Source organism: Alkalibacillus sp. S2W (genome assembly GCF_046764385.1).
Classification (GTDB): Bacteria; Bacillota; Bacilli; order Bacillales; family Alkalibacillaceae; genus Alkalibacillus; species Alkalibacillus almallahensis.
Window position 1 is genome coordinate 617,399 of sequence record NZ_CP177234.1, and the last position, 23,856, is coordinate 641,254.

A 23,856-nucleotide genomic window follows, 5' to 3' on the forward strand; every position below is an offset into this window, starting at 1 on the left:
GGATTAATGTTGGTTGAAAACATATGGGGAATGAAGGTGAAGCTATGTCAATTAAGCGGGCACGCGTCATTTATAATCCGACTTCAGGTCGTGAAGCGATGCGGAAAGCCTTGCCAGACGTATTGGCACGGTTAGAACAAGCAGGTTTCGAAACGTCAGCTCATGCTACGACTGGAGAAGGTTGTGCGATGGATGCTGCTCAACTGGCTTGCGAGCGTGAATTTGACGTCATAGTGGCAGCAGGCGGTGACGGAACCGTAAATGAAGTAGTCGATGGTATTGCAAGACAATCACATCGCCCTAAGTTAGGCATTATTCCGATGGGGACGACGAATGACTTTGCACGTGCGATTCGTGTGCCACGTGATGTTGATCAAGCGATGAGCATTATCGAAAATGGTTATTCGAAAAAGTTAGACATAGGTCGTGCAAATGACAAGCATTTTATGAATATTGCTGGTGGCGGCAAATTAACAGAATTAACTTACGAAGTTCCAAGTAAATTAAAAACAGCTGTCGGACAACTTGCCTACTATCTAAAAGGAATCGAAATGTTACCATCCATTCGTCCGACTCATATGAAGATTGAGTATGATGGAGAGGTGTTTGAAGGTGACATCATGCTATTCTTAATTGCCAATACGAATTCAATTGGCGGTTTTGAAAAGTTAGCACCAGATGCCGAAATGGATGATGGTTATTTTGATTTACTAATCATGAAGTCTACTAATATCGCTGAATTCGTCATGATCGCCAATAAAGCATTAAGAGGCAATCATATTCATGATGACCATATTATCTTTAAACGCGCCCAACATATTACCGTTGAAGCTAAGGATGATGTGCAGCTCAATCTAGACGGTGAATATGGTGGAAAACTGCCTGGTAAATTTGAAAATTTATACCGACACATAGAATTCTTTTTACCTGAAGATTAAAGAGGCCTTAATGGAAGGTCTCTTTTTTCTTCATGAATGGTCCCTGTTTGTAGTCTAATCGGCGAAACTGTTATTGTATTCAGTGATCATGATCGTTCTATCAGCGAATTTGACACTCTATCAGCGAAATAGTGTGATCAATCGGCGAAAAAGCGCCATTCATCAGCGAAAATTGATAGTGTATCATCGAAATTCAACTTTTATCAGCGATTATAGTATGCACACCATATTTAGCAATAAGGACTTTAACTTTTAAGCGCATCAAGTTTTAGCTATAATAGAGGCAAGTTAAATAGAAGGACGGGTGACCATGGGAAAAACGAGTGCGCCAGTGAAGAAGAATGAATATATAGATTTAACGTTTAGTGATTTAACACACGAAGGGGAAGGCGTCGGTAAATTAGACGGCTACCCAATTTTTGTGCCGTACGGATTACCAGGTGAATCAGCAAAAGTAAAAGTCATTAAAGTGAAGAAAAATTTAGCGTTCGGTAAGTTGATTGAACGTTATGACACGAGTGAACATCGAATCGAGCCACCATGTGATGTGTTCTATAAATGTGGCGGCTGCCAAATCCAGCATATGACGTATGAACGTCAGTTAACGATGAAGCAAAACCAAGTCCAAGACGTGATGAAGAAGATCGCGCAAATGCCCGATGTCCCTGTACATCCAACACTTGGGATGAACGAACCATGGAACTATCGTAACAAAGTACAAATCCCAGTGGGTAAGCGTGATGGGAAAGTCATCACAGGTTTCTATCAAAAACGTACGCATAATATTATTGATATGGATACTTGTCCCGTTCAGAGCGACGCCAACGATGAAGTGGTTCGCGGCATTCGTGATATTATTGAAGAATTAAATATCCAGCCTTATAACGAAGAAACCCATGAAGGTGTGATCCGCCATATAGTATTACGCACAGGCTACCATACGAACGAAATGATGGTTGTCATCGTGACGAAGACAAAGGATCTACCTAAGCAAAAAGAATTTATTGAAAAAATTAAGGCTCTTCATCCAGGTATTAAAGGTATTATCCAAAATATCAATGCAGACAAAACCAATGTCATCATGGGTGACAAATCCCACACACTTTGGGGTAACGATGTCATTGTTGATCGCATTCACGATTTAGAATTTGCCATCTCAGCACAATCATTCTACCAAGTGAACCCAGAGCAAACTGAAAAACTTTACGACCAAGCACTAAAATATGCACAGTTATCAGGAAAAGAAACGGTTATCGACGCTTATTGCGGTATAGGTACGATCTCACTGTTTTTAGCCCAGCATGCGAAACAAGTTTACGGTGTCGAAGTTGTCCCACAAGCCGTTGATGATGCGAAAGCTAATGCCAAACGCAATCATATCGACAATGCAGACTTCTTCGTAGGTGAAGCTGAAAAAGTCATGCCATGGTGGAAGGCGCAAGGGCTTAACCCTGACGTGATCGTCGTTGACCCACCACGAAAAGGCTGTGACGAAAAGCTACTCCAAGCGATGGTCGATATGGAACCAGATCGAATCGTTTATGTATCTTGTAATCCATCGACGTTAGCACGCGATTTAGCAATTTTAGCGGATAGTGGATATGAAACGCAGGAAATCCAACCAGTCGATATGTTCCCTCAGTCTAGTCATGTGGAGAGTGTTACAAGGCTAATTCAAAAGGATAAAGTAAGTTGATAATCATTGAAGAAACCTGTAGCTAGGCACGAATACATTTGTGGACACAATAATATAAAAAATAGGGAAGCCTTCATTTCGTGATTGCTTCCCTATTTTTTATATTAGTCTTAAGTTTTCTTTCTGGTCTTACCTTGTATTCAAACCTATCACTGTTCGCGCAGAAATTTTAAAAATAAAATTTGTAATTTAATAAAATCTTTATTGGATATTTATGATAAAATAGTGTAAATATAGCAATAATTAATGAACATGAACTGAAGCTTGAATGACCGTGAAGCAACTAGCGTAGGAATAGATGTTTTTTAGTGAGGAGAATTTCAATGTATTTGCCAGAATCAGATTTGAAGCAAATGAGAACAAAACAAATCCTCGTAACGAATGCTTTATTTATATTACTAATGACTATTTTCGTAGTATTAGTAACTTTAGTAGATATGAGGATGACTTTATTTTTTCTAGTATTAGGTGTTTCATTACTGAGTCAATCAATTGTGGGTTTTATAAAAAAGCAACCGATAAAGTCATTGGTTCCTATTTTTAATCGAGTAGCAAACTATGAACAACAAAAATTGGGTGATGAGTGGGAAAAGCAACGAAAAATTGGACACTTCACGAACTTATTAATTAGTATGTTAATGTTATTCCAAGCGTATATTTATCATGGTTCAACAAATTATTATATTCAGATGGATATCATCATCTGGGCTTTTTTATTAACATTATTTCTTGTGGTCATTAATATTAGCATGATTATACATATTAGGAAAGTCGACCGAGCATCCACGAAATTGGAGTTTAAAGGATATTCATGGAGATCATTTCTTGTTGCTTTTGTTCTTGCTTTTATCTTAGTGTTTGTGATTATAGCATTTATTATTATATATTCGGTTTCAATACCTTAGTGCTTATTTGTTTATTAAAAATCCACACTTATTTTCAACAGATCTACGAAGATAAAGAAGCAGTAAGTTCTTTTCTTATCAATTAAGATGAAAAAATATAAGATTATAGTGTGTGAAAAGTTAATTATTTTTTGAATAACTTTCGTATATCTTTAAAACTAGTGGCGAGGAGGACAAATTATGTCTTTTTTACTAGTCATAATAGTGCCATTTTTTATCATAGCGTTATATGTTCATCAAAAGTTCGAGTGGGGATCTGAATCCAAGGATGATCGAGGGAAGAAAATACGATCAGAAGCTGCAAACAAAGCTATTCCGATTTTTCCGATTGGTTGGTTATTGATTGAGCTTTATAATGATTATATAGAAGTTGTGTCTTTTGAGTTATATAGAGATTATATAGCGATTTTAGCTCTACTCACATTAACAGTGGTCGGTTTGTCAATTTGGTTTTTAAAGCAGAAATACTAATACTTACATAGACGAAATCTAATTATAAACACATGTGAGAAACTTTTCCCTTGCACTTTGAGCCTGAACCCATTAAAGTATATAATGGTTTTAGTGAAGAGATCATTAATGACTTTATTTTATAAATGAAATTGCAAGGAAAGGGTTCGAAACATGATGACAGATAATTTTTGGCATGAGTTGCCGAAGCCGTTTTTCGTGTTGGCGCCAATGGAAGCGGTGACGGATGTCGTTTTTCGTCACGTGATTAGTGAAGCGGCTCGGCCAGATGTGTTTTTTACGGAGTTTACGAATTCAGAGAGCTATTGTCATCCAGAAGGTCGTGCGAGTGTGCGCGGTCGGTTAACATTTACGGAAGATGAGCAACCAATTGTGGCGCATATTTGGGGCGATAAGCCTGAATATTTCCGGCAAATGAGTATTGGCATGGCTGAGATGGGCTATCGTGGCATTGATATTAATATGGGATGTCCAGCACCGAACGTGGCTACTAAAGGCAAAGGATGTGGCCTCATTCGCAAGCCTGAGTTAGCGGCTGATCTTATTCAAGCAGCTAAAGCAGGTGGCATTCCCGTTAGTGTGAAGACGCGTTTAGGCTATACGTACGTTGATGAATGGTATGATTGGTTAAAGCATTTGTTTGAACAAGATATTACGAACTTATCGATTCATTTACGCACGAAGAAAGAAATGAGTAACTACGATGCGCATTGGGAGCTCATTCCTGAGATTAAGAAACTTCGTGATGAAGTAGCACCTCATACGTTACTAACGATTAATGGAGACATTCCTGATCGACAAAAAGGCTTAGAACTTGTTGAAAAATATGGTGTTGATGGGGTTATGATTGGACGTGGTGTGTTCCATAATCCATTTGCTTTTGAAACAGAGAAGCAAGAGCATACGAGTGAAGAGTTACTGGATTTACTAAGACTGCAACTTGATTTGCATGACAAGTATTCAGAAGAGCTTGAGCCACGCATCTTTAAGCCGTTACGTCGCTTCTTCAAAATCTATGTTAAAGGCTTTCACGGAGCAAGTACGCTTCGAAACAAGTTGATGGAGACGGAATCGACTGATGAAGTTCGAGCGTTACTAGATGAATTTCAAGAACATCAAGGCATCAAAGAAGACCAGGCGTTTTCGGTATCGAATTAAATAGACTGATTTGAAAGAGGAGAGCTGAGTGCTTTCCTCTTTTTTGATGACATAGTCTTTTGGAAAAATTCATTATAATCTAATGAGATTTGAACTACAAAAGAGGGCAACCTTCTTCGCGGAAATGTTCACTTTTCTTCAATTAGCGCACTCGTTAGGACACTGCTTAACTACCGTTTAGCAGTGTCCTTATTACCGATTGTAAAAGATATCATAGCAAAAATAATTAAGAAGAAACTCAGAAAGCCATAAGCTGCCCCTTCGAAACCCCTAATGTGAACAAAACCGATATAGAAGAAAGTGGCAGCAGCTATAATTAGTAGGATTCCGGGCGATATCCTTATAAATTGATGAAACTCTTTTTTATTGAACCACCACGTAAGTGTCAATACAATAATCCCTGGTATTAAAGCCATTAAGAAAGGTGCTACAACCATCATCAAAATCCCTCCTTATTTATAACAATATTTCACAATTAAAAATGCTATTCTCGATTGTTCAATAACAAACTCATTCTGTTTTTACATGATTAAATTTCCTAATCAGCTTAGAAGCGAAGTATGTTGCGATAAACAAAATAATTCCTACCATATTAAACTCAATAAAAACTTTTACAAAATTCGTAACGGAATTCAGAGGGTAAAAACCACTAAGAAGTATAGTTGGGAAAACCGTAAACAGCATGACCCCATAATGAGCCAGGATTTGTTTTGAAAATGTCCATTGAGGGATTTCATATATGACACTGCTGAGTCCTAAGAAAAAAGCAATGACTCCGTAAAAGAAGAAGACATTTGATTCCTCTACTTGCCCTTGTAATCTATTCCATAAAGAAATGATGAATAATAAAACAAGCGGTATTAGCCCTCTAAACAATCCCTTTGATAATAACTTCAAATCAATCTTCCTTCCAATGGACCAATCATGATTATGTCATCATCGACATACTCACTGTGAAAAAATGGATATTTATTTTATGTCATTGTATCATATTAAATGAATCTCAAGTAGTTATAATTTTGCGCCCGAAATGACTAAACGCTTCATATATTCGTCACAACAAACTGACTCACTTTGTTTTAGTTCTTCAAAATAAAGGAATACTAAATATAGAGTCATTTAGAGGAGGTATAATCATGAGTCAAACAGCTATTATTACTGGTGGTGGCAGTGGTTTAGGTCAATCAACTGCGAAAAAGCTAGCAGAACAAGGCATTAATATTGCGGTCGTCGACATTGATGAAGAAGGTGGACAGGAAACCGTTGAAATCGTCAAACAAGCGGGAGCTAATTCAACCTTTATTAAAGCAGACGTGTCGAAAGAACAAGACGTCAAAAACTATGTCGATCAAACTGTTGAACAATTCGGTTCAATCGATTATTTCTTTAATAACGCCGGGATTTCCGGCAGTGGACAGTATTTCTTAGATACAGATATTGAAGAAATTGATAAGATCGTCGGCATTAACCTATTAGGTGCCCTTTATGGCATGCATTACGTGGCAGATGTCATGGTGAAAAACGGCGGCGGATCGATTGTGAATACATCATCAAGCGCAGGTGTGATCGGACAAGATACAGTCGTTACTTATTCCGCTACAAAGCATGGCATTGTGGGCATGACGAAAAGCATGGTTGCTGAATACGCAAAAGATGGTCTGCGTGTGAATGCGATTGCGCCAGGTCCAACTGAAACACCGATGGTTAAGCAGTATTTCGACAATAACCCACAAATGAAAGAAAACGCTGAACAAGGTATTCCACAAAAACGATTAGGCACACCAGAAGAAGTCGCAGAACTTGTGACGTTTTTACTGACGTCTAATGCTGGTTATGTGAATGGCGATGTCATTCGTATTGATGGTGGATTTACGAATACGAAATAGTCGCGGCTAGAGTACGGCCATTATAAAGTGACTTTATGTTCAAAAAGGAAATCTCAATTTGATTTGTTTTAATCATTTATCAAATTAACCGCTCAGAAATTATCTGAGCGGTTAATTTATATTTTAGAATCTCAAAAAAGGCCCCAGCTTTATTGCTTCACTCGCGCTATAAATAAATATCCAATCACTGCGAGTAGTCGAGTCTTATCATCCTCGTTCAACTTATCCGACAACTCTACGATGTCATTGTGCGTATCTCTAAACACATTGGTGTATTCGTGAGGAAATTTCCCGTTATAAAAGTAAGCCCAACGATTCCCATCTTCATCTTTCCAACTAAAATTCCCAGAAAATCCTGATGCCTTAATTGAGAGAATGGGTTCTTTTTTTTCGTTAAATAATTGTCCCTTTATATGGAATAGGGCATTTAATTCCTTCTGTATATATGTACCGATATCATTCTGTTCTTGGTTTGTGATATTCAGGTTAACTTGCTTAAGCCAACCTTTTTTATGGAAGGTGAATTGGGTTTTTCCGTCATGGGTTACAAACGAAAATGATAATGGAATGAATTCAATAAACGAATCCCGATAAAAGATTAATGGGTAAAGCCATGACGGTATTTTTATTGGTTTAATCATACCAATATACCTACCATTTTTCTCAAACAACAACAATCTAGGAATAAAAGTTGCATCCTTTTTTATAACGATGTGATCGAGATTTAAAAACTCTTGATCAGAATTTGGCAACTCGAAGTGTTTCACCTTATTGTACTGTGAACGACTTATAAAAATGACCGAGAAGATGAAGCCGATGGGAAAAAGAAAGAATAACATCTCCAGCCATTGCGTTGTCGTTTTAGGTGGGTGAAAAAGAGACCACCCTATTATAATAAGTAACAAAACTGCTAACAAAATATAACCTAATTTTTCTCTGCGCTTATACATGTCTGCAATCAAGAAAAAGCCCCCTTTACAATTTCATTTAATTTGCTTACTATTATGAGTATTTAGTAGGAAGAGTTAATAATTTTGGTGTAAATGCTATTAACCAATAATGTAAGAATTTAACTAGCTATTTGTTATAAACGATCATAGAAGTCGGATATAGCGTTTTTAACATCTTCGTCTTGAAAGGGCAGAAGTAGATTTCCCCTAAAAAATGAGTTGTTAATCCCAACAATGTATCAATAATAATCTGTTAAAGACTTCACGAACTAAAATCGAAAAAATAAATGTAATCAATATAATAACCTAAAGGCTATATAGTTTTTTAGGCAACTATTTATTTAACTCTTCAACTTCCTTTAAAACAATGTCTTCAGGGATTTTTAGCTCTTCTCTCTTTTTCTTAAAATCCTTATTATTTAAAGGCCCAATAACATTTGCTGTTTCTATCTCTAATATCCAAAAATTATAATTATTTTTATCTGGAACTAAATAATCACTCTCTGTTTCAGGATCGTCTTTTAATTTAGCTTGTTTTGCAATAATGTATTGATGATTCCCTGCAACTTCAACCACTTTAGCAGGAATAACACTGCTTTTCCATACACCATCTTTTTGGGGAGAAATCACTACATTATGCGAGGATGTTTTTACAATAGAATAATTGCCTGGTAAATCAATGCTATAATCAGAATGGCCTGCACATCCAACTAAAACAACTAAACTTGTAATTACTATTAATATTGGACGTAGTTTCAATTTAAATATCCCCCAAAATTTAGTGTATTTTTTACATAAACTTGGCTTTAATTTATATACACTACCCGGTCAAATAAGTTATTTTAATAAGCTGTACTTTTTGTGTTAGTAAAGAATTTAGGGTTTGATGCTTTACATCTGAGATTTAATAACCTAAACATTAATTTTATAAAGGTATTGAACAAGAATGCCTGAACACGCTGAAATTAAAACAAAAAACGAACTTGTAATCAAGCTGGCTTGAACGCCTATATAGTCAATAATGAAACCGAAAACATAATAACCAACTGGCAAAAAAAGCAGCCCGCCAAACATTTGTAAACTAGTAACTCTTCCTAAGTACTTTTCTTCGATTAGCTCTTGCACAGTACTGTCCCAAAGAATGACGAAGGAAGTAATTGAAAAACCTATTAACACCATAAGCAACATGGCAATAAATAAAGCTTGAACGATGGCTAATAACAATATACATAACCCCATGCCACACATAAACAGATAGTATTTTAGCATTCTGTTTTCAATATGTGTTTTTCTGCTAATAAGCAAGGCTCCTAAAAAAGCCCCGACAGCCATACTACTTAATAAAAATCCAAAGCTTTCAATTCCATCAAAATAGCGTTCTGCATAGAGAGGTAAAATAATAACATCGAAAGAAGCAACACCTATATTTACAAATGAAGCAATTAGAATGCTCAAACCTAGCCACTTATGTATCAGAAGTACTTTGAATCCTTCAACAAACTCTCTGAAAATCGAGGCTTGTTTTTCAACTTCGGTCCTTTTTTCAATAAAAATAAAGCAATAAAGCATGGCTGCTAATACAAAAGAAATTCCAGTGATGCCAAACGTCACGAATATACCAATGGCCCCCACTAAAAAGGCGGCAATGACGGGACCAACCATCTCCGAAATCTCCCTAGCCATTGAACGATATGAGTTTGCTTTAATCAAAAATTCTTTTTGGATGATCGCTGGTAAAAACGCTTTCAGTGTTGGTCTATAAATCGTATTAAGCAACCCTAAAGTGAAAGTAAGAACGAAAATGTGCCAAATTTGAATACTCATTGTAAAAATCAATGTCGCAATAATAAGAAGGCATGTTGCTCTTAAAATATCGATCACGATTATGACTGCTTTTTTTGGAAGTCGATCAACTAAAACCCCTCCGAAAAGGAGTATAAATATTTGAGGTAGTATAAACGTACTTTGTACCCCACTGATATCGCTTGCGCTCCCATGGTATGTCAACACTAAACTAGACAAAAACGTTAAGGTCTTTCGACTTGAATTCGGTAGGTGTTAAGTAATCCAGTGAACCATGGATGCGAATGTGATTGAACCAGTTCACAAAATCAAATAATTCAAGGTCAAGTTCTTGTTGGTTAATAAAATGGGAACCCCTAACAAACTCTATTTTGATGGCTTTAAACGTGGCTTCAGCAACAGCATTGTCATACGGATTACCTTTGTTGCTCAGGGATCGTTCAATATCGAACGAATTAAGAGCCTCATCAATGATCGTGTTTTTAAATTCGCTTCCCCGGTCCGTGTGAAACAATTGAAATTGACGAAGATCTTTTTGAACAGATGCAAATGCACGGTGAACTAACCCCGCATCCTTATGGGGGCCAGCACTATGTCCAATAATCTCACGATTATATAAATCGATAAGCACACAAATATAATGCCAGCTATGCCCAACACGAACATAGGTTAAGTCGCTTACCATCACTTTATGTGGTTCGGATTGATCAAACTCACGGTTCAATGAGTTGCCAATCTCAGATTCATTAGCTTGGGATTTCATGGGTTTAAATTGAGCAACCGTATACTTAGATACTAAACCTTGTTCTTTCATAATCCGTCCGATGCGACGTCGAGAGACGGTCCACCCTAATTTAGCGAGTTCAACTTTAATTTTTCGTTGACCATAGTTTTGTCGGCTATCTTTAAATAGTTGAACAATCTGTTCTACGAGTTCGTTCTCGGTGTTCTCACGAGCTTTAGATTCATAATAGTACGTACTTTTAGGAATTTGTAGGACGTCACACATTGCTGATACCGAGTATTTGTGACGGTTTTGACGAATCACATCTACTTTCGTCCCATAATCAGCGCGGCTTGCTTTAAAATATCATTTTCCATAGCCAGTTGTTGATTTTTATTGCGTAGTTGTATAAGTTCTTCCTGTTCAGGTGTCCGATTGTCTTTTTCTTCAAAGGACCCGCTATCACGGTATTGCTTGACCCACCTATCGAAGGTGGAAGACGTTAATTCGTATTCTTTAATAATATCAGCACGAGGTTTTCCTGACGTATAAAGCTGTACTAATTGTTCTTTGAATTCCTTTGAAAACGATCTTCTTTGACGTTTGGTCATATGTTTTCTCCTCAGTTTTTATATTTGAACCAAGTGTATATGACCTTAGTGAAACTGTCCAATTAAGTGTAACCGGTCCACCATCCAAATAAAGAACTAGATAAGGAAGGGATGTCGTAAATAACGCTAGCCCTATAAAGGCAATAATTTGGCCACTAAAAAAACGTACGAAATTTTTATTGTTCCACAATTAAATTCCTCCTAGATGTCGCTATAATCAAATGCGACATAGGGGTTGTCTTTTCTTTCATACTTTTGAGTTCTTTTATATTAGCAAGTGGCTTTTATAGCACTTTAATCATTTTTAAGTAACTGTATTGCTGAAATAATCCTAGAAGAGTGGATTCTACTTTTTAACATCGTTTAACAAGATTAAAAGATTTAATAATCCATAGACACCTCAACTAAATTCCATTCAAACCAACGACCATGACCATCTGTATCGCCAATAATTAATTTAGTTTCTTGTCCGTTGACCCAGTAATCGAGGTGTAAAGCTTGATCCCACATATTTTTGTAAACATGAATGACATCTCTTTCTTTGCCTAATTGCTTAATCTTATTTAATAATTCATGCTTTTGATCGTTTGGGATTTGGTTTGCCACATGTGTGTGGAAAATACATATTGCTTGATCGACAGGAATTTCCTTAGCAATGTCATCAAGCATGGATATGCCATCACCTTCGATCAGGTTGACTGATTGTTGGTTAAATAGTTCAACTGCTTGATCAAAGAGTTTTAATCTCTCGATATGTTCTGGCCAAATGAGTGATTTTAGCCAGCTAGATTTTTCGTCATCGTTAAGGTCAGTAATATTTAAATCGATGCCGAATTTGTGAGTGACAGGAGGAGCTGAACTTGGCAATTCCGGCATTTTACCTTTAACTTCTGATGTGATAAGTACTGTTGAATCAACATCCCCATATACCTCATCACTCCCATACGAATAGCTAAACTGATCCCACATTAATTGCAAGCCTGCACTGGTTCCAATTTCGATCATGGCCAAGGGCTTGTTTACTTGCTTGTAAGCATAATGAAATACTGGGTAAAGATAAGCGCATCGTCTCACTTCATTTGTCTGTACTAATTTACTGCTGAGCAGGTCTATAATTTGGTCTCGATTCTCTGTGCAAAAATCCTTAAAAACAGGAAAGCAGTCTTTGCTGTTTTTAGGTTGTTTGGTGATGTTGGGATAAAAGTTCTCTAACTCATGATCCGCACCTTGTAATAACAGATGATGGACAGCCCCAAATAACATATTCGGTTTTGGTTGCCCTTCTCTTGCATAGGTTGATAGTTCAAGTAGTTGTTCATCTGAAGCTATTTCTAACGATAGATACTCATATAATTCACTCGCCCCTTTGCATTCTTCGGCAAATCGTTTAAATCGTTGGGATAATGCTGCGTGATCCATATTGTTCCTCCTTTGCTTGTCGGGTATAGATTGTTATCAGATCCATTTACTGACTCGAGTTTGTTTTGGATTCCTTGAGAAATTTCGCGATTAATCCTGTGCCTACAACATTCGAAACAATACTTACAGCGAGCAAAAACCCCCATAAAATGTTTGGTGATTCTATTACAATCGATAACATGAGAAACATAAACCCCGTCGTGATGAAGGTTATCCCCATATTCTTGTTATTCATATGACCCACTCCCATTCGACTACTAGTACTTAAACAAAATTATTCCATTAACTGGAACTAAACGCAAGATGGAGACTGATTTTATTTACTGATTGGCTCACTTAATTATGATAGAAGGATCTTCATCAGAATCACTTTGCATTTCGTCACCTCAAAAGGACGTTTCATCTGAATTGCCTTCCGTTCTATTACGGCCTTTTATATAATGTGAATTAATTAACCACATAATTAAACGATTTACACAGAAAGGATGAGTTGATGGAATTAAAAGTTGAGTACGATGATTCATTGCCTGATGACTTAACGATTTTACGGACTAAATCGCATCATTCGTATGTGGATAAGGTCAGTCAGTTATTTGAAGATCCATTTCCGTCGAATATGATTATTACCCAAGAAGGATCAAGCTTTTCCCCGATCGAATTAAATCAAATTCATTTCTTTTTTACAGAAAACAAAGCAGTTTATGCCAACACTGAATCCGGAAAACAAAAGGTTCAGGAAAGGCTCTATGAAATTGAATCTCGTCTTCCTAACCATTTCGTAAGGATATCAAGATTTGAAATTGTCAATTTACAATGGGTTAAACGATTTGAGTATACGTTTGGCGGTCGGATTATTCTTCACCTCAAGAATGATGAAAAGGTTTATTCAACAAGGTCTTACACAAAGAAAATTAAAAATATCTTATTTAGAAAGTGAGGCATGTTTTAAGATGATTAAAAAGAAATTGTTAACTTTATTACTTGTTGTGTCTTTATCGGCGAATGCGATGGTTATTGTCACTTGGATCATCACAGATGCAATGGGCTATGATTTAATCAGTCCAATATTCTTGTTTAGAAATATAATTGCTACAGTGGGGATTGTAGGTATTAATACAGTGTTGGGTTGGTTTTATGAAAAAAGCGATAATTTGTTATTTGTTAGTAGTTTACATTTTATTGTGGCGATTACCACTTTCCTAAGTTTAGGTATATGGGCAGAATGGTTTCCATTAGAGTGGGGGATCCTTCTCACTGTTACGTTGATTTATTCGGGTATATTCATAGTCATTTGGCTTGGTCATTATTTTTATTGGAAGAACCAGATTGATCAAATTAATAGTAAACTCGGCTAATGCAGGTGAGACTGCAGACTTTAATAGAATGAAGAAAAACTTAAGTAGTTCAATTTTGTTGTATTTCATTTTTAATTGAACTACTTTTTGATATTTTCCTGATATACTACAGATAATTATATAGTTTACCTATATATTGCTGAAAGTGAAATGAATTCACAATAAATGGTAACTAATGGTTGTCATACAAGATCTGGTTTTATAAACTAAACTTAATAAGGTAGCGAGTATACTAGATATTTGGGAGGCAGTTCTTGATGGCATCGATTCTATTAAAACGTATATATGATGATTATGCTGAGACGGATGGTTATCGAGTGTTAGTCGATCGCTTATGGCCACGAGGGATCAAGAAAGAAAAAGCAAAAGTAGATTACTGGCCAAAGGTATTAACCCCGAGTAACGATTTACGGAAGTCGCTGCATAATGAAGACATGGACTGGGAGTCATTTAAGAAAGCTTATCGTGATGAGCTAGAAAGTACTGAAGGTGTACAGGAGGCAGTGAAAACAATTAGTGAACAACTAAAACAAGGTGATGTCACGTTACTTTTCGCCTCTAAAAACACGCAACAAAATCATGCGCAAGTGTTGAAGGGTTGGTTGGAGCAACGAGTTTGATCAAAGACATACGTATTTGAAATTAGCAGAATACACGATGTGATTTTATATAAAATTGGATAAGGCCGGTGTGTTTACACCGCCTTTTTTATTGTGTAGTTCTTGTTAAAAACGAATGAAAGGAGGAGAGAGATGACTAAAGTAATAGCGTTATTTATCGCAGCTTCTGTAGGGATTTTTCTAAGATGGCAAGTGACGGGTGAATTTGATATGAACCAATTACTAATAGCTTCACTCTTATTAATCGCAGCACCTGTTATTTACATTATATTTCGAACTGTAAGCCGCCGCGATGAACAATATGAACCCGAACATTCTCATAAGCCATGGGCGACATCCATTAGCGAAAAGTGGTTAACGGGGGAGAAATACATATTTCATTACGGTAGTCGTGAGGCGAGTTATCATCGTGTTTATTATCGTCAATGGCATAAAGTAGTGGCCGATTTAATGCGAACACCAGGATTATGGTTTTTGAATTTAAAGTTTAAATTTAACGATCCAGCTGCAGTGTATCATGTATCGACTGCTCAATCGGACTGGAAAAATGACGCATATCAAATATCTAAAGAAGATGAAAGTATTGCTAGAATCTCAACTGATGTTAATTTAAAAACAGCATCACGCTTTTTAGAGGTTATGCATCTTGAAATGGGTGGGCGTAAGTTTACTTTTCAAGCTAAAAGCATTCGTGCACATATTGAAGTGTATGAAGGTAATACTTTAATAGGTGAAATCTCTAAGGGAAAGTATGGTGAGAAATTATTTCATCCCAAAATCAACTCGGATGATGAAATAGAACGCGCTATAATCATGACTTGGATTGTATTTACCTATCGATTTGACAAATACAACTAATATTAAGAAAGCCTTAGTCGGACTATATTGTGTCACGACTAAGGCTTTCTTTGTGAGAAAAAAGGGGGAACTTTAATCAAATGTGTTGTGTTAATTATAATGTACCCCGTCCGCGTCCATTCTAAACACATCATATTAAATTATTTGATTTCATCTGGTTGAATACCTCGTATATGGAGTTCTTTTTCTATTAATTTGATGAAATCTTCAGCTAAGTTTTGTTTGATCGCTTGTTGATAAGCTTCGATTAATGTTGACTTACTTAAATCGTACACTACTAATCCTCCTGCTATGTCTGATAGGGCATCTTGCTGAAAATTCTTTTTTTTACTACAAGGAATAGTATACATGATGTTATAAAAATGTCCATATCTTTTAACGAATGTTCAAAAAATTATTTTAAGATAACATTTTTGTGGTGTTTGATAGGATGAGGGCATTATTTTTGTGAGTAAATTCGATAATATTCGAGTCCTTTTGTCGAATGAGTAATAAGCGATTTTTTAGACATCATTAATGATCTTGTGTTTATATAAAATTAAAGACGTAATTAAAGTAGGGATAATATGAGTCAGATAGGCTGGAATTTAGAACAAACATATACAGAATTACCGGAATTGTTTTATTCACATGTCGAACCAAATCCCGTAAAGGACCCGCAGCTGGTGTTCTTGAATGGGAGTTTAGCTCAACAGCTGGGGCTAGATCCTTATGTATTGCAATCAGATGAAGGTGTGCAGCAATTAGCAGGTAATGTGCTTCCAGAAGGAGCTGACCCGATTGCTCAAGCTTATGCAGGTCATCAATTTGGGAGTTTCACGATGCTAGGTGATGGTCGGGCACATTTATTGGGTGAACATGTGACGGGAGATGGTTCTCGTTACGATATCCAGTTAAAAGGTGCTGGCGCAACGCCATATTCGCGTGGTGGTGATGGTCGTGCAGCGTTAGGGCCGATGCTTCGCGAATATATGATTAGTGAGGCTTTATATGGCTTGGGGGTTCCGACTAATCGGAGTTTAGCTGTGACGATTACAGGCGAATCGATTCAACGTGATGCACCAGAAATTGGCGCTGTGTTAACACGTGTAGCGAAGAGTCATATTCGGGTAGGAACCTTTCAATATGCAAGACAGTTTGGAAGTTATGATGACTTAAAAGGACTGGCGGATTATGCGTTAGAACGTCATTTTACGGGTTACGAAGAAGCGGATAATCGATATTTATTTTTGCTACATGAGGTTGTTAAACGACAGGCCAAGACGATTAGCCAGTGGCAATTAGTCGGCTTTGTACACGGCGTAATGAACACAGATAATATGACGATCAGCGGTGAATCGATCGATTATGGACCGTGTGCATTCATGAATACGTATAATCAGGAAACGGTGTTTAGTTCGATTGATTTTTATGGACGGTATAAGTATGGGAACCAACCGAAAATCGCGGCCTGGAATTTAGCACGCTTTGCAGAGACGTTGTTGCTTTTAATTGGTGATGAGGATGATGAAACGTTAGGCAAAGCAGAAAATGTCGTTCATCAATTTTTTGATTATTACCAGGATGAGTGGATGAAAGGGATGCGCCGTAAGTTAGGCTTACAAACTAGCCAGGCGGGAGATGAAACATTAATAGATGAATTATTAACGTTAATGAAAGACCATGAAGCTGATTTTACGAATACATTCCGTGATTTAACGTTAGGAAAGTTTGATGAGTCGACTTGGTTTGGAACTGAAGATTTTAAAGCCTGGTATCAGAAGTGGCAGGCCCGTTTGGAAAGTGAAGACGCTACTAATGAACAAATTAAAGCCGTTATGAAGCGAGCAAATCCTTCGGTCATACCTCGCAACCATCAAGTTGAAGCAGCGATACAAGCAGCAGATGAAGAGGGCGATTTATCAGTGATGGACGATTTATTACGCGTATTAGCAGATCCTTATGCTTACTCAGAAGCACAAGAAGCTTATACAGATCCACCTGAGGAATCCGATGATGACTTTGTAACGTATTGTGGAACTTAGTAAATAAAACCAGGCAATCGCTAAGGAGATGATTAGCGATTGCCTGGTTTTTAACTTTTGCAGAACATTGTTTAACATTCTAGCTGGATTATTAAACAACCTGATTAACTGTTTAACAAAGTCAGGAGATTGTTTAACAATGTTAGACGTTCAATAATTCTCGGATGTCGTTCTCGGTTAAGTTTTGGAACGTTGTTTCGCCAGGTTGGATCACGTTTTCGATGAGTTCCCGTTTGCGTTGTTGCAATTGGTGAATTTTCTCCTCGATTGTCCCTTTCGTCACTAAGCGGAATACTTGGACGACGTTTTGTTGACCCATGCGGTGAGCACGTCCTGTCGCTTGTTCTTCTACAGCTGGATTCCACCAGAGATCATACAAGATGACGGTGTCTGCACCAGTTAAATTAAGTCCCGTGCCACCTGCTTTAAGTGAAATTAAAAAGATATCTTTCTCGCCTTCATTAAAGCGATTGGCCATATCAATTCGGTCTTTCGAGTGCGTTTGACCGTCTAAATAAAAGGCATCGACGCCCATATCGTCAAGCTTGGTTTGAATAATTTGAAGCATACTTGAAAATTGCGAGAAGATCAGCAAACGCTGATTGCTTGCTCGGGCTGTTTCAACCATTTCTAATAATTGATTGAGCTTTCCTGATTCGCCGTCGTAATCTTCAATGAATAGCGATGGATGACAACATAACTGACGTAAACGAGTTAGTCCAGCTAAAATTTTCATCCGATTCTTTTGAAATTCTTCTGTCGATAATACATTCGCAGCTTCGCTTTGAATTTGTTCTAAATAACCGAGATAGAGTTGCTTCTGTTTCGTTGTTAATTCAGAGTGCTGTACAGTTTCGATTTTATCCGGCAATTCTGTTAGAACATCTTCTTTAAGTCGGCGCAAGATAAACGGACGACTCATTCTTGCGATTTGTTTCTCAGGTAATTGTCGGAATGCCTTTTTAGCTGGAAATAGGCCTGGTAACAACACATCGAAAATCGACCATAATTCATCGAGTGAATTTTCGATCGGTGTGCCGCTTAAAGCAAATCGTCTTTGAGATCGAATCGTACGAATGGCCTTAGCTTGCTTTGTTAAATGATTTTTGATTGCTTGAGCTTCATCTAATATCATCGTTGAAAATGTAAGATCGCGGTATAACGCTTCATCTTGTCGGACAGATGGATATGAGGTCACGATTACGTCATAATGATTGCTTTCTTTTAAGACCTTCTCACGATCACTGGCAGCGCCGTGAGCGATTGCGACACTCATATGTGGTGCGAACTTCTCGAATTCTGCTTGCCAGTTATAGACGAGTGAAGCGGGCGCGACGATAAGCGCAGGCTTACCACGATCATCAGCTGCTCGATCATCTTGTTCAGACACTAAAAACGTGATACTTTGCAGTGTCTTACCAAGTCCCATATCATCCGCTAATATCCCGCCAAAGTGATAACGACTAAGTGATTTCATCCACTGAAAGCCAAACCGCTGATAATCGCGCAAGTCTGCCTGAATGGTCGTTGGCACTTCAGCTTCGAACATTTCAGGTTGCTTAATATCTTGAATGAGTTGCTCAAACGCTTTATTATATTGTGTTTTTAAACCATCAGCAATTTCATCGATTTGTAAACCACGATAAGCTGGCAGTTGAACGGATTCCTTTTCTAAATCATCGGTACTCAAATTTAATTCATTAACAATGGAAGACACTTGTGATAAATGATCGTCATCAAGTGGAACAAAGGCGCCATCAGGTAGACGATAGAATCGCTTCTTCTCCTGAACAGATTGAATCATTTGGCGAATATCATCTGGCTGGATATCCCCGAAGTCAAATTGTACATCTAACAAATTCTCACCAGAATCAAGATCGACTTGAACGGTTGGAGTCTGTAGATCGTCTTTTAAGATGTTTTTGACGGGCTGTGTTGAATAAATGTTGATATCGTCTTGAAATAATGGTAACTGATCATATAAAAATGAGAAGATATCATGGTCATCGTCAAGGTATAGTGTTTGACCATTAAACTTAAATGCTGATTGTTCAATCATATTCATGATTTCTTGTTCTTTGGCAGTATCACGAATTAAAATTTGCTCCGTTTCACCAGGCCCCTCATTAGTTAAAGGGTCAAATGTGTGATCATCATATTGATATTTCAAATTTGCTGTTAACCGATCCTCTGAAAAATCGAGATGCATCGTCGCATGAAGCGGTGGTTGAATCATTTTTTCTGACACTTCTTCAGTTAGTGTGACCTCACCGACTTCTTCTAATTGTGGATAAACTTCAGACATAAATGAGTCTATCTGCTGGTTAGAAACCGAAATAGCAGGTTCAGTTTGTCTAGCTAAGATTTGTTCTATATCCGATAAAGTTCTCATTTTCTGCTGGTCGACAGGATAAAAATAATTGTCGTACTTCACTAAGTCATACTCGTTATAAATCGTAATGTGTTTAAAATTATCAAATCCAAATAAATACTGATTTTCGTCTTGATAAATCTCATATTGAAAAGGTAATTCATCGTTGTGCCAATGGATGTCTTGATAAGATTGGTGCGGATCTTCTAAACGACAAACACAATAAGATAATGCTTCAATCAGTGGTTTAGCAAGAACAGGTGTTACGGTAATGCCTTTTGAATTGGGTGGTGTCTGGAAATGACCATCATAAAAGACATCGTTTCGATATAGTTGCAAAAGCAAATCAATCACGCGCTGATCCTCTTCCGAAAACACGTGTTCACTTGGATCGTATTGAAAGTTAGGCGTGAATTCATGTTCTTCTCCTCGGTCTAAGCTCTCAAGGAATTTACGCATACTTTTAACGACATACAACCGATTTGTTCCAACCTTCATTTCAATCGATAACTTATCATCAAATCTAAGTTGGCGGAAATGCCGTATCGTGAATTCGACTTTTAATGTTTCTCGTTGATGTTTATTTGTCGTTGGTCGATTGGACAGCGCTTGGATCAATTCACTCGAATAATCACGTTTTTGATTGGCTCGTTGTTCTCGCTGACGTAAAAACTGTTCATAGTCAGATTCATGACTTTCTTCTTTTGCGTTTGTATCTTTGGCCATCTTAATTAGAACAGCGGCCACATGTTTGCACGGAGGATTGTCTTCAAAAGCAGGGCAGTTACAACTACAATTCACTGTGCTGTTCTCTATTGCAGCTCTTACTTGATAAATTTTACTTCCTGAGACCCAGGCATGATAAGTATTTTCTTTGGGATTGTGTTTAAAATGGATGATGTTTCCTTGATGGTAATAGTTTAAGCCGCGTGAATATATATGAGACGGGATCTCTTTTTGTATTTCTGATATCGAAAGCATAAGTGTTCATCCTTTGGTTAAATAATGCATATCTTAACTATTCTACCATATATGAGGCTTGAATGTTGAATTGAATCCAAAGATAAAAAGATCACCACCTTAAAAATAACTAGCGGATTTTGAATTTTATTGTTATAGTAAAATAGGACTATGAATTTGGTGCGATGAAATCGTTTACAATGAGGGATGACCATGCTGAAACAACATAAAATCCTAATAGGTAGCATTGTGTGGATAGGGATCTACTTTCTTTTAATTGCTGGTTTATTAGATGATTCAGCAGTAAGACAAATGATAGGACCAATAAGCGTCGCTATTGCTGCAATAGGTGTGTCTTTTTGGTTATTTCGCCAATATTGGTTGCTTACCACGCAAAATCGGTATTTTTGGTTATTATTAAGCTTTGGCATGATGCTGTTTGGTTTAACTAACCTTTATGACGTGATCAGTTTTACGGTACAGTCAACTGACCAATTCACGCTCGCAACTAATTGGTTATGGGCATTCAGTTATTTAGTCTTTTTTATCGCATTGATTTATAAATTGTTAATTCTAACAAGTTACTACACAAGTCAACAGCTCGTCTTTAACATCTTAGTCTTTTTGACTTTTGTTTTAGCATTGGGCTTACATTTTATTATAATGCCTCTATTTGATTTGAGTCAGCAGTCAATTGGGTTTGATAGTATTGAGATCATTTATCCGCTTTTAGATTTGAGCATTCTGGTTACGGCTTTTATATTACTTAATTTGACGTGGCAAACGGAAAATGTGAAGTGGTATAGTATGTTCGGATTGCTTATATTAATCTTAGGGGATTTACTTTACTTTTATTTTGTGACATTAGAAGGTTTTATAGAGACTATCTATATTCAACCTTTGTGGTTATTGGGAGTTGTTTTGATCGGTGTTTCTGGATTTTACGCTCGCGACCATGAAGGCGTTCACTTATCTCAGCATGGTCATCAGTTCTCGTTACAACAAGAAATTCTATCTTACGTCGTCATCTTTATTCTGATAATGTTTGTTTTTTATAGTTATGGTTGGGAGTTAAATAGTCTGAGTTTAGGACTGGCATTTATTCTTGTCATCACGATTATTCGTAATATCTTCTTAATCAGACAAAAATTAAGATTAGTAGCCCAATATCAGTATCTAGCTTACCATGATTATCTAACAGGATTACGGAACCGTTCGAAGTTCAATAAAGATTTAACCCAGTTGGTGAAGCAGGCTGAGCAAAAAGGTGAGCGAATGGGTTTAATTATGATCGATTTAGACAATTTTAAACCCGTTAATGATGATTTCGGTCATCAAATTGGAGATGCATTGTTACAGCGTGTCGTTAAACGGCTCACTCAAGGGCTTCGAGGAGATCAAGGGATACTTTATCGTTTAGGTGGTGATGAATTTATTGTATTAGTACCTCGATTAGAAAATGATGTCGATCACTTAGTGGGTGAGATTTTGAGTCAGTTTGATGCCCCGTTTGATTTGGGTGAAACAGAGCTTCAAATGACGCCGAGTATTGGTGTGAGTATTTATCCAGATGATGGCGAATATGGTGATCTTTTATTGCAACTAGCTGACACGGCTATGTATCAAGTTAAACGAGACGGCAAAAACAATTATTAAATTCACCCATTAATGGATCGTTAATCCTTATACTCTGCAAGTGATTCAGGGACATTGAAAACAAAGAACAAAATGCCAGCTAATAATATCATGCCAGCTTCACTTAATGTAACGAATGCTCGTCGTGGCGTGTTAGAGTGCCAATATTCGAAATGAGCTGTTGTAAGTAATTCGATAATACTATAAGTTACAATTAAACTGATGAAATAATATAAAAAATGTATATTTGAGAGTAGACTAGCTAACGGAAACACAAACAAACCTATAAAAGCAGCTGTTAACCGTATCCATATAATGATTGATCCGTGCCTGTCATTTATTCGATAAGGTCGAAACGGTTTTATTTTTCTTTTAGAAACACCTAAAGTTCGACGCACAATCATTTTTACCGTTTCGGTTAAAACGATGAAAATAGCTATTGCGATAAGAATATATGTGACAACCAAAGTGATCCTCCTAGCGGCAACAATTTTATATTAGTTTAACAATAAACAAAAAAGTAGACCAGCTAAAGTTTAAACTTCAGCTGGTCTATTATATTAGCCAACGTCTTGACTTGTTGTGTAGCTCTGGATCATTGGGGTTAAAGCAGCGCGCTCGGTATCATTCAATGGAATGAGTGGGAGACGGACGCTTCCGACAGGTACTCCGATTTGATTAAGTGCTTCTTTAACGGGAGTTGGACTTGGTGCTGAGAACATCGCGTTCATAAATGGCATGATATAGCCATGCATTTTAGCCGCATAGGCAGTATCACCATTTCGATGTGCGTTTAACATGTCTTGCATTTCATTGCCGAGAATATGCGATGAAACAGATACAACACCAATCCCGCCAACTGCGAATGTAGGCAGTGTTTGGCTGTCCTCACCTGTATAAAGCGTGAAATCATCACTAGTCTGATTAATGATCGTTGTGACTTGATCAAGATCACCACTCGCTTCTTTAATAGAAACAATGTTATCAACTTGTGATAAGCGAACAATCGTATCAGCTGTCATTCCAACGGCACTACGTCCTGGGATATTATAAAGCATCACAGGTGTTTCAATGCTTTCAGCGATTGTGCTGAAGTGTTGGAACATCCCTTCTTGAGAAGGTTTGTTGTAGTAAGGTGTCACGAGCATGACTGCATCGACACCAATGGATTCAGCTTCTTGTGATAACTGGATAGAAGCACGCGTATTATTAGAACCTGTATTGGCAATGACGGGAACGCGGCCATTAACTTCTTCAGTTACAAAACGGAAGAGCTGTAATTTCTCTTCATGTGTTAATGTCGGTGATTCACCTGTCGTACCGGCTACGACCAAGCCGTCAGTACCATTGTTTAGTAAATAATTAATCAATGAACGTGTTGCATCAAAATCAACATCACCATGTTGATCAAATGGGGTTACCATAGCTGTTAATACTTGTCCGAAATTCATCTAATCACACACCTTTTGTTA

The 23,856-nt window shown here is 37.3% G+C and carries 23 protein-coding genes; 12 read left to right on the forward strand and 11 right to left on the reverse strand.

Annotated elements, in window-relative coordinates:
• Nucleotides 1-50 precede the first annotated feature (50 nt).
• The 5 genes from ACKXGF_RS03335 to ACKXGF_RS03355 all read left to right on the forward strand — a co-directional run bounded on the left by ACKXGF_RS03335 (nt 51) and on the right by ACKXGF_RS03355 (nt 5,168).
• Complete coding sequence (locus ACKXGF_RS03335; protein WP_411955551.1) at nt 51-938, forward strand: diacylglycerol kinase; 888 nt, start codon at nt 51-53, stop codon at nt 936-938.
• Nucleotides 939-1,248: 310 nt separating this feature from the next.
• Entirely contained in the window at nt 1,249-2,634 is a 1,386-nt protein-coding gene (gene rlmD, locus ACKXGF_RS03340; protein WP_411954858.1) for a 23S rRNA (uracil(1939)-C(5))-methyltransferase RlmD, read from the forward strand.
• 323 nt (nt 2,635-2,957) lie between these two features.
• Nucleotides 2,958-3,539: a hypothetical protein gene (locus ACKXGF_RS03345; protein ID WP_411954859.1), complete on the forward strand. Its 582-nt coding sequence runs from the start codon at nt 2,958-2,960 to the stop codon at nt 3,537-3,539.
• A 180-nt stretch (nt 3,540-3,719) separates the two neighbouring features.
• A complete protein-coding gene (locus ACKXGF_RS03350) occupies nt 3,720-4,010 on the forward strand; it encodes a hypothetical protein (protein ID WP_411954860.1) in 291 nt (96 codons plus the stop codon).
• 156 nt (nt 4,011-4,166) lie between these two features.
• Nucleotides 4,167-5,168 (forward strand): tRNA dihydrouridine synthase, encoded by a 1,002-nt coding sequence (locus ACKXGF_RS03355; RefSeq protein ID WP_411955552.1) that lies wholly within the window; start codon nt 4,167-4,169, stop codon nt 5,166-5,168.
• Nucleotides 5,169-5,338: 170 nt separating this feature from the next.
• On the opposite strand, the gene ACKXGF_RS03360 is transcribed toward ACKXGF_RS03355, so the two are convergent.
• Both ACKXGF_RS03360 and ACKXGF_RS03365 read right to left on the reverse strand, forming a co-directional pair.
• A complete protein-coding gene (locus ACKXGF_RS03360) occupies nt 5,339-5,608 on the reverse strand; it encodes a YesK family protein (protein ID WP_411954861.1) in 270 nt (89 codons plus the stop codon).
• A gap of 70 nt (nt 5,609-5,678) precedes the next feature.
• Nucleotides 5,679-6,065 carry a DUF3021 family protein gene (locus ACKXGF_RS03365; protein WP_354219770.1) on the reverse strand — a complete coding sequence of 129 codons (387 nt, stop codon included), beginning with the start codon at nt 6,063-6,065 and terminating at the stop codon, nt 5,679-5,681.
• Nucleotides 6,066-6,304: 239 nt separating this feature from the next.
• On the opposite strand from ACKXGF_RS03365, the gene ACKXGF_RS03370 reads away from it, so the two are divergent.
• The gene (locus tag ACKXGF_RS03370) at nt 6,305-7,054 is read left to right on the forward strand and encodes an SDR family NAD(P)-dependent oxidoreductase (RefSeq protein ID WP_411954862.1); all 750 of its coding nucleotides are present in this window, start codon (nt 6,305-6,307) and stop codon (nt 7,052-7,054) included.
• Between the two features lie 149 nt (nt 7,055-7,203).
• Here ACKXGF_RS03370 and ACKXGF_RS03375 read toward each other — a convergent pair whose 3' ends face one another.
• The 5 genes from ACKXGF_RS03375 to ACKXGF_RS03395 all read right to left on the reverse strand — a co-directional run bounded on the left by ACKXGF_RS03375 (nt 7,204) and on the right by ACKXGF_RS03395 (nt 12,561).
• Nucleotides 7,204-8,016 (reverse strand): hypothetical protein, encoded by an 813-nt coding sequence (locus tag ACKXGF_RS03375; protein ID WP_411954863.1) that lies wholly within the window; start codon nt 8,014-8,016, stop codon nt 7,204-7,206.
• 321 nt (nt 8,017-8,337) lie between these two features.
• Nucleotides 8,338-8,763, reverse strand: coding sequence for a DUF3997 domain-containing protein (locus tag ACKXGF_RS03380; RefSeq protein ID WP_411954864.1), 426 nt, complete (start codon nt 8,761-8,763; stop codon nt 8,338-8,340).
• A gap of 153 nt (nt 8,764-8,916) precedes the next feature.
• Nucleotides 8,917-10,014, reverse strand: a complete 1,098-nt coding sequence (locus ACKXGF_RS03385) for an MFS transporter (RefSeq protein WP_411955553.1) — start codon at nt 10,012-10,014, stop codon at nt 8,917-8,919.
• Nucleotides 10,015-10,018: 4 nt separating this feature from the next.
• Nucleotides 10,019-11,142, reverse strand: a protein-coding gene (locus ACKXGF_RS03390) for an IS3 family transposase (protein WP_411954786.1) whose coding sequence is annotated in 2 segments (ribosomal slippage) — nt 10,019-10,893 and nt 10,893-11,142 — 1,125 coding nt in all. Because the reading frame shifts where the segments join, the coding sequence is not laid out codon by codon here.
• A 381-nt stretch (nt 11,143-11,523) separates the two neighbouring features.
• A complete protein-coding gene (locus tag ACKXGF_RS03395) occupies nt 11,524-12,561 on the reverse strand; it encodes a DUF2332 domain-containing protein (RefSeq protein ID WP_411954865.1) in 1,038 nt (345 codons plus the stop codon).
• A 493-nt stretch (nt 12,562-13,054) separates the two neighbouring features.
• Here ACKXGF_RS03395 and ACKXGF_RS03400 point away from each other — a divergent pair, with 493 nt between their 5' ends.
• From ACKXGF_RS03400 to ACKXGF_RS03415, 4 genes are all read left to right on the forward strand, one after another.
• Complete coding sequence (locus tag ACKXGF_RS03400; RefSeq protein WP_411954866.1) at nt 13,055-13,498, forward strand: LytTR family DNA-binding domain-containing protein; 444 nt, start codon at nt 13,055-13,057, stop codon at nt 13,496-13,498.
• 13 nt (nt 13,499-13,511) lie between these two features.
• Nucleotides 13,512-13,916 carry a DUF3021 family protein gene (locus ACKXGF_RS03405; protein WP_411954867.1) on the forward strand — a complete coding sequence of 135 codons (405 nt, stop codon included), beginning with the start codon at nt 13,512-13,514 and terminating at the stop codon, nt 13,914-13,916.
• 257 nt (nt 13,917-14,173) lie between these two features.
• The gene (locus ACKXGF_RS03410) at nt 14,174-14,536 is read left to right on the forward strand and encodes a DUF488 domain-containing protein (protein ID WP_411954868.1); all 363 of its coding nucleotides are present in this window, start codon (nt 14,174-14,176) and stop codon (nt 14,534-14,536) included.
• A gap of 132 nt (nt 14,537-14,668) precedes the next feature.
• A complete protein-coding gene (locus ACKXGF_RS03415) occupies nt 14,669-15,394 on the forward strand; it encodes a hypothetical protein (RefSeq protein ID WP_411954869.1) in 726 nt (241 codons plus the stop codon).
• Between the two features lie 140 nt (nt 15,395-15,534).
• Here the strand turns inward: ACKXGF_RS03415 and sda are convergent, their stop codons facing one another.
• Complete coding sequence (sda, locus tag ACKXGF_RS03420; protein WP_411954870.1) at nt 15,535-15,669, reverse strand: sporulation histidine kinase inhibitor Sda; 135 nt, start codon at nt 15,667-15,669, stop codon at nt 15,535-15,537.
• A gap of 291 nt (nt 15,670-15,960) precedes the next feature.
• Between sda and ACKXGF_RS03425 the strand changes: the two genes are divergently transcribed.
• The gene (locus ACKXGF_RS03425; protein ID WP_411954871.1) at nt 15,961-17,418 is read left to right on the forward strand and encodes a protein adenylyltransferase SelO; all 1,458 of its coding nucleotides are present in this window, start codon (nt 15,961-15,963) and stop codon (nt 17,416-17,418) included.
• Between the two features lie 142 nt (nt 17,419-17,560).
• Here ACKXGF_RS03425 and ACKXGF_RS03430 read toward each other — a convergent pair whose 3' ends face one another.
• Nucleotides 17,561-20,770: an SNF2 helicase associated domain-containing protein gene (locus tag ACKXGF_RS03430; RefSeq protein WP_411954872.1), complete on the reverse strand. Its 3,210-nt coding sequence runs from the start codon at nt 20,768-20,770 to the stop codon at nt 17,561-17,563.
• 192 nt (nt 20,771-20,962) lie between these two features.
• On the opposite strand from ACKXGF_RS03430, the gene ACKXGF_RS03435 reads away from it, so the two are divergent.
• Nucleotides 20,963-22,405, forward strand: coding sequence for a diguanylate cyclase domain-containing protein (locus ACKXGF_RS03435; protein ID WP_411954873.1), 1,443 nt, complete (start codon nt 20,963-20,965; stop codon nt 22,403-22,405).
• Between the two features lie 20 nt (nt 22,406-22,425).
• On the opposite strand, the gene ACKXGF_RS03440 is transcribed toward ACKXGF_RS03435, so the two are convergent.
• Nucleotides 22,426-22,851, reverse strand: a complete 426-nt coding sequence (locus ACKXGF_RS03440; protein ID WP_167261712.1) for a hypothetical protein — start codon at nt 22,849-22,851, stop codon at nt 22,426-22,428.
• A 93-nt stretch (nt 22,852-22,944) separates the two neighbouring features.
• Nucleotides 22,945-23,835, reverse strand: a complete 891-nt coding sequence (dapA, locus tag ACKXGF_RS03445) for a 4-hydroxy-tetrahydrodipicolinate synthase (protein ID WP_411954874.1) — start codon at nt 23,833-23,835, stop codon at nt 22,945-22,947.
• Between the last annotated feature and the right edge of the window lie 21 nt (nt 23,836-23,856).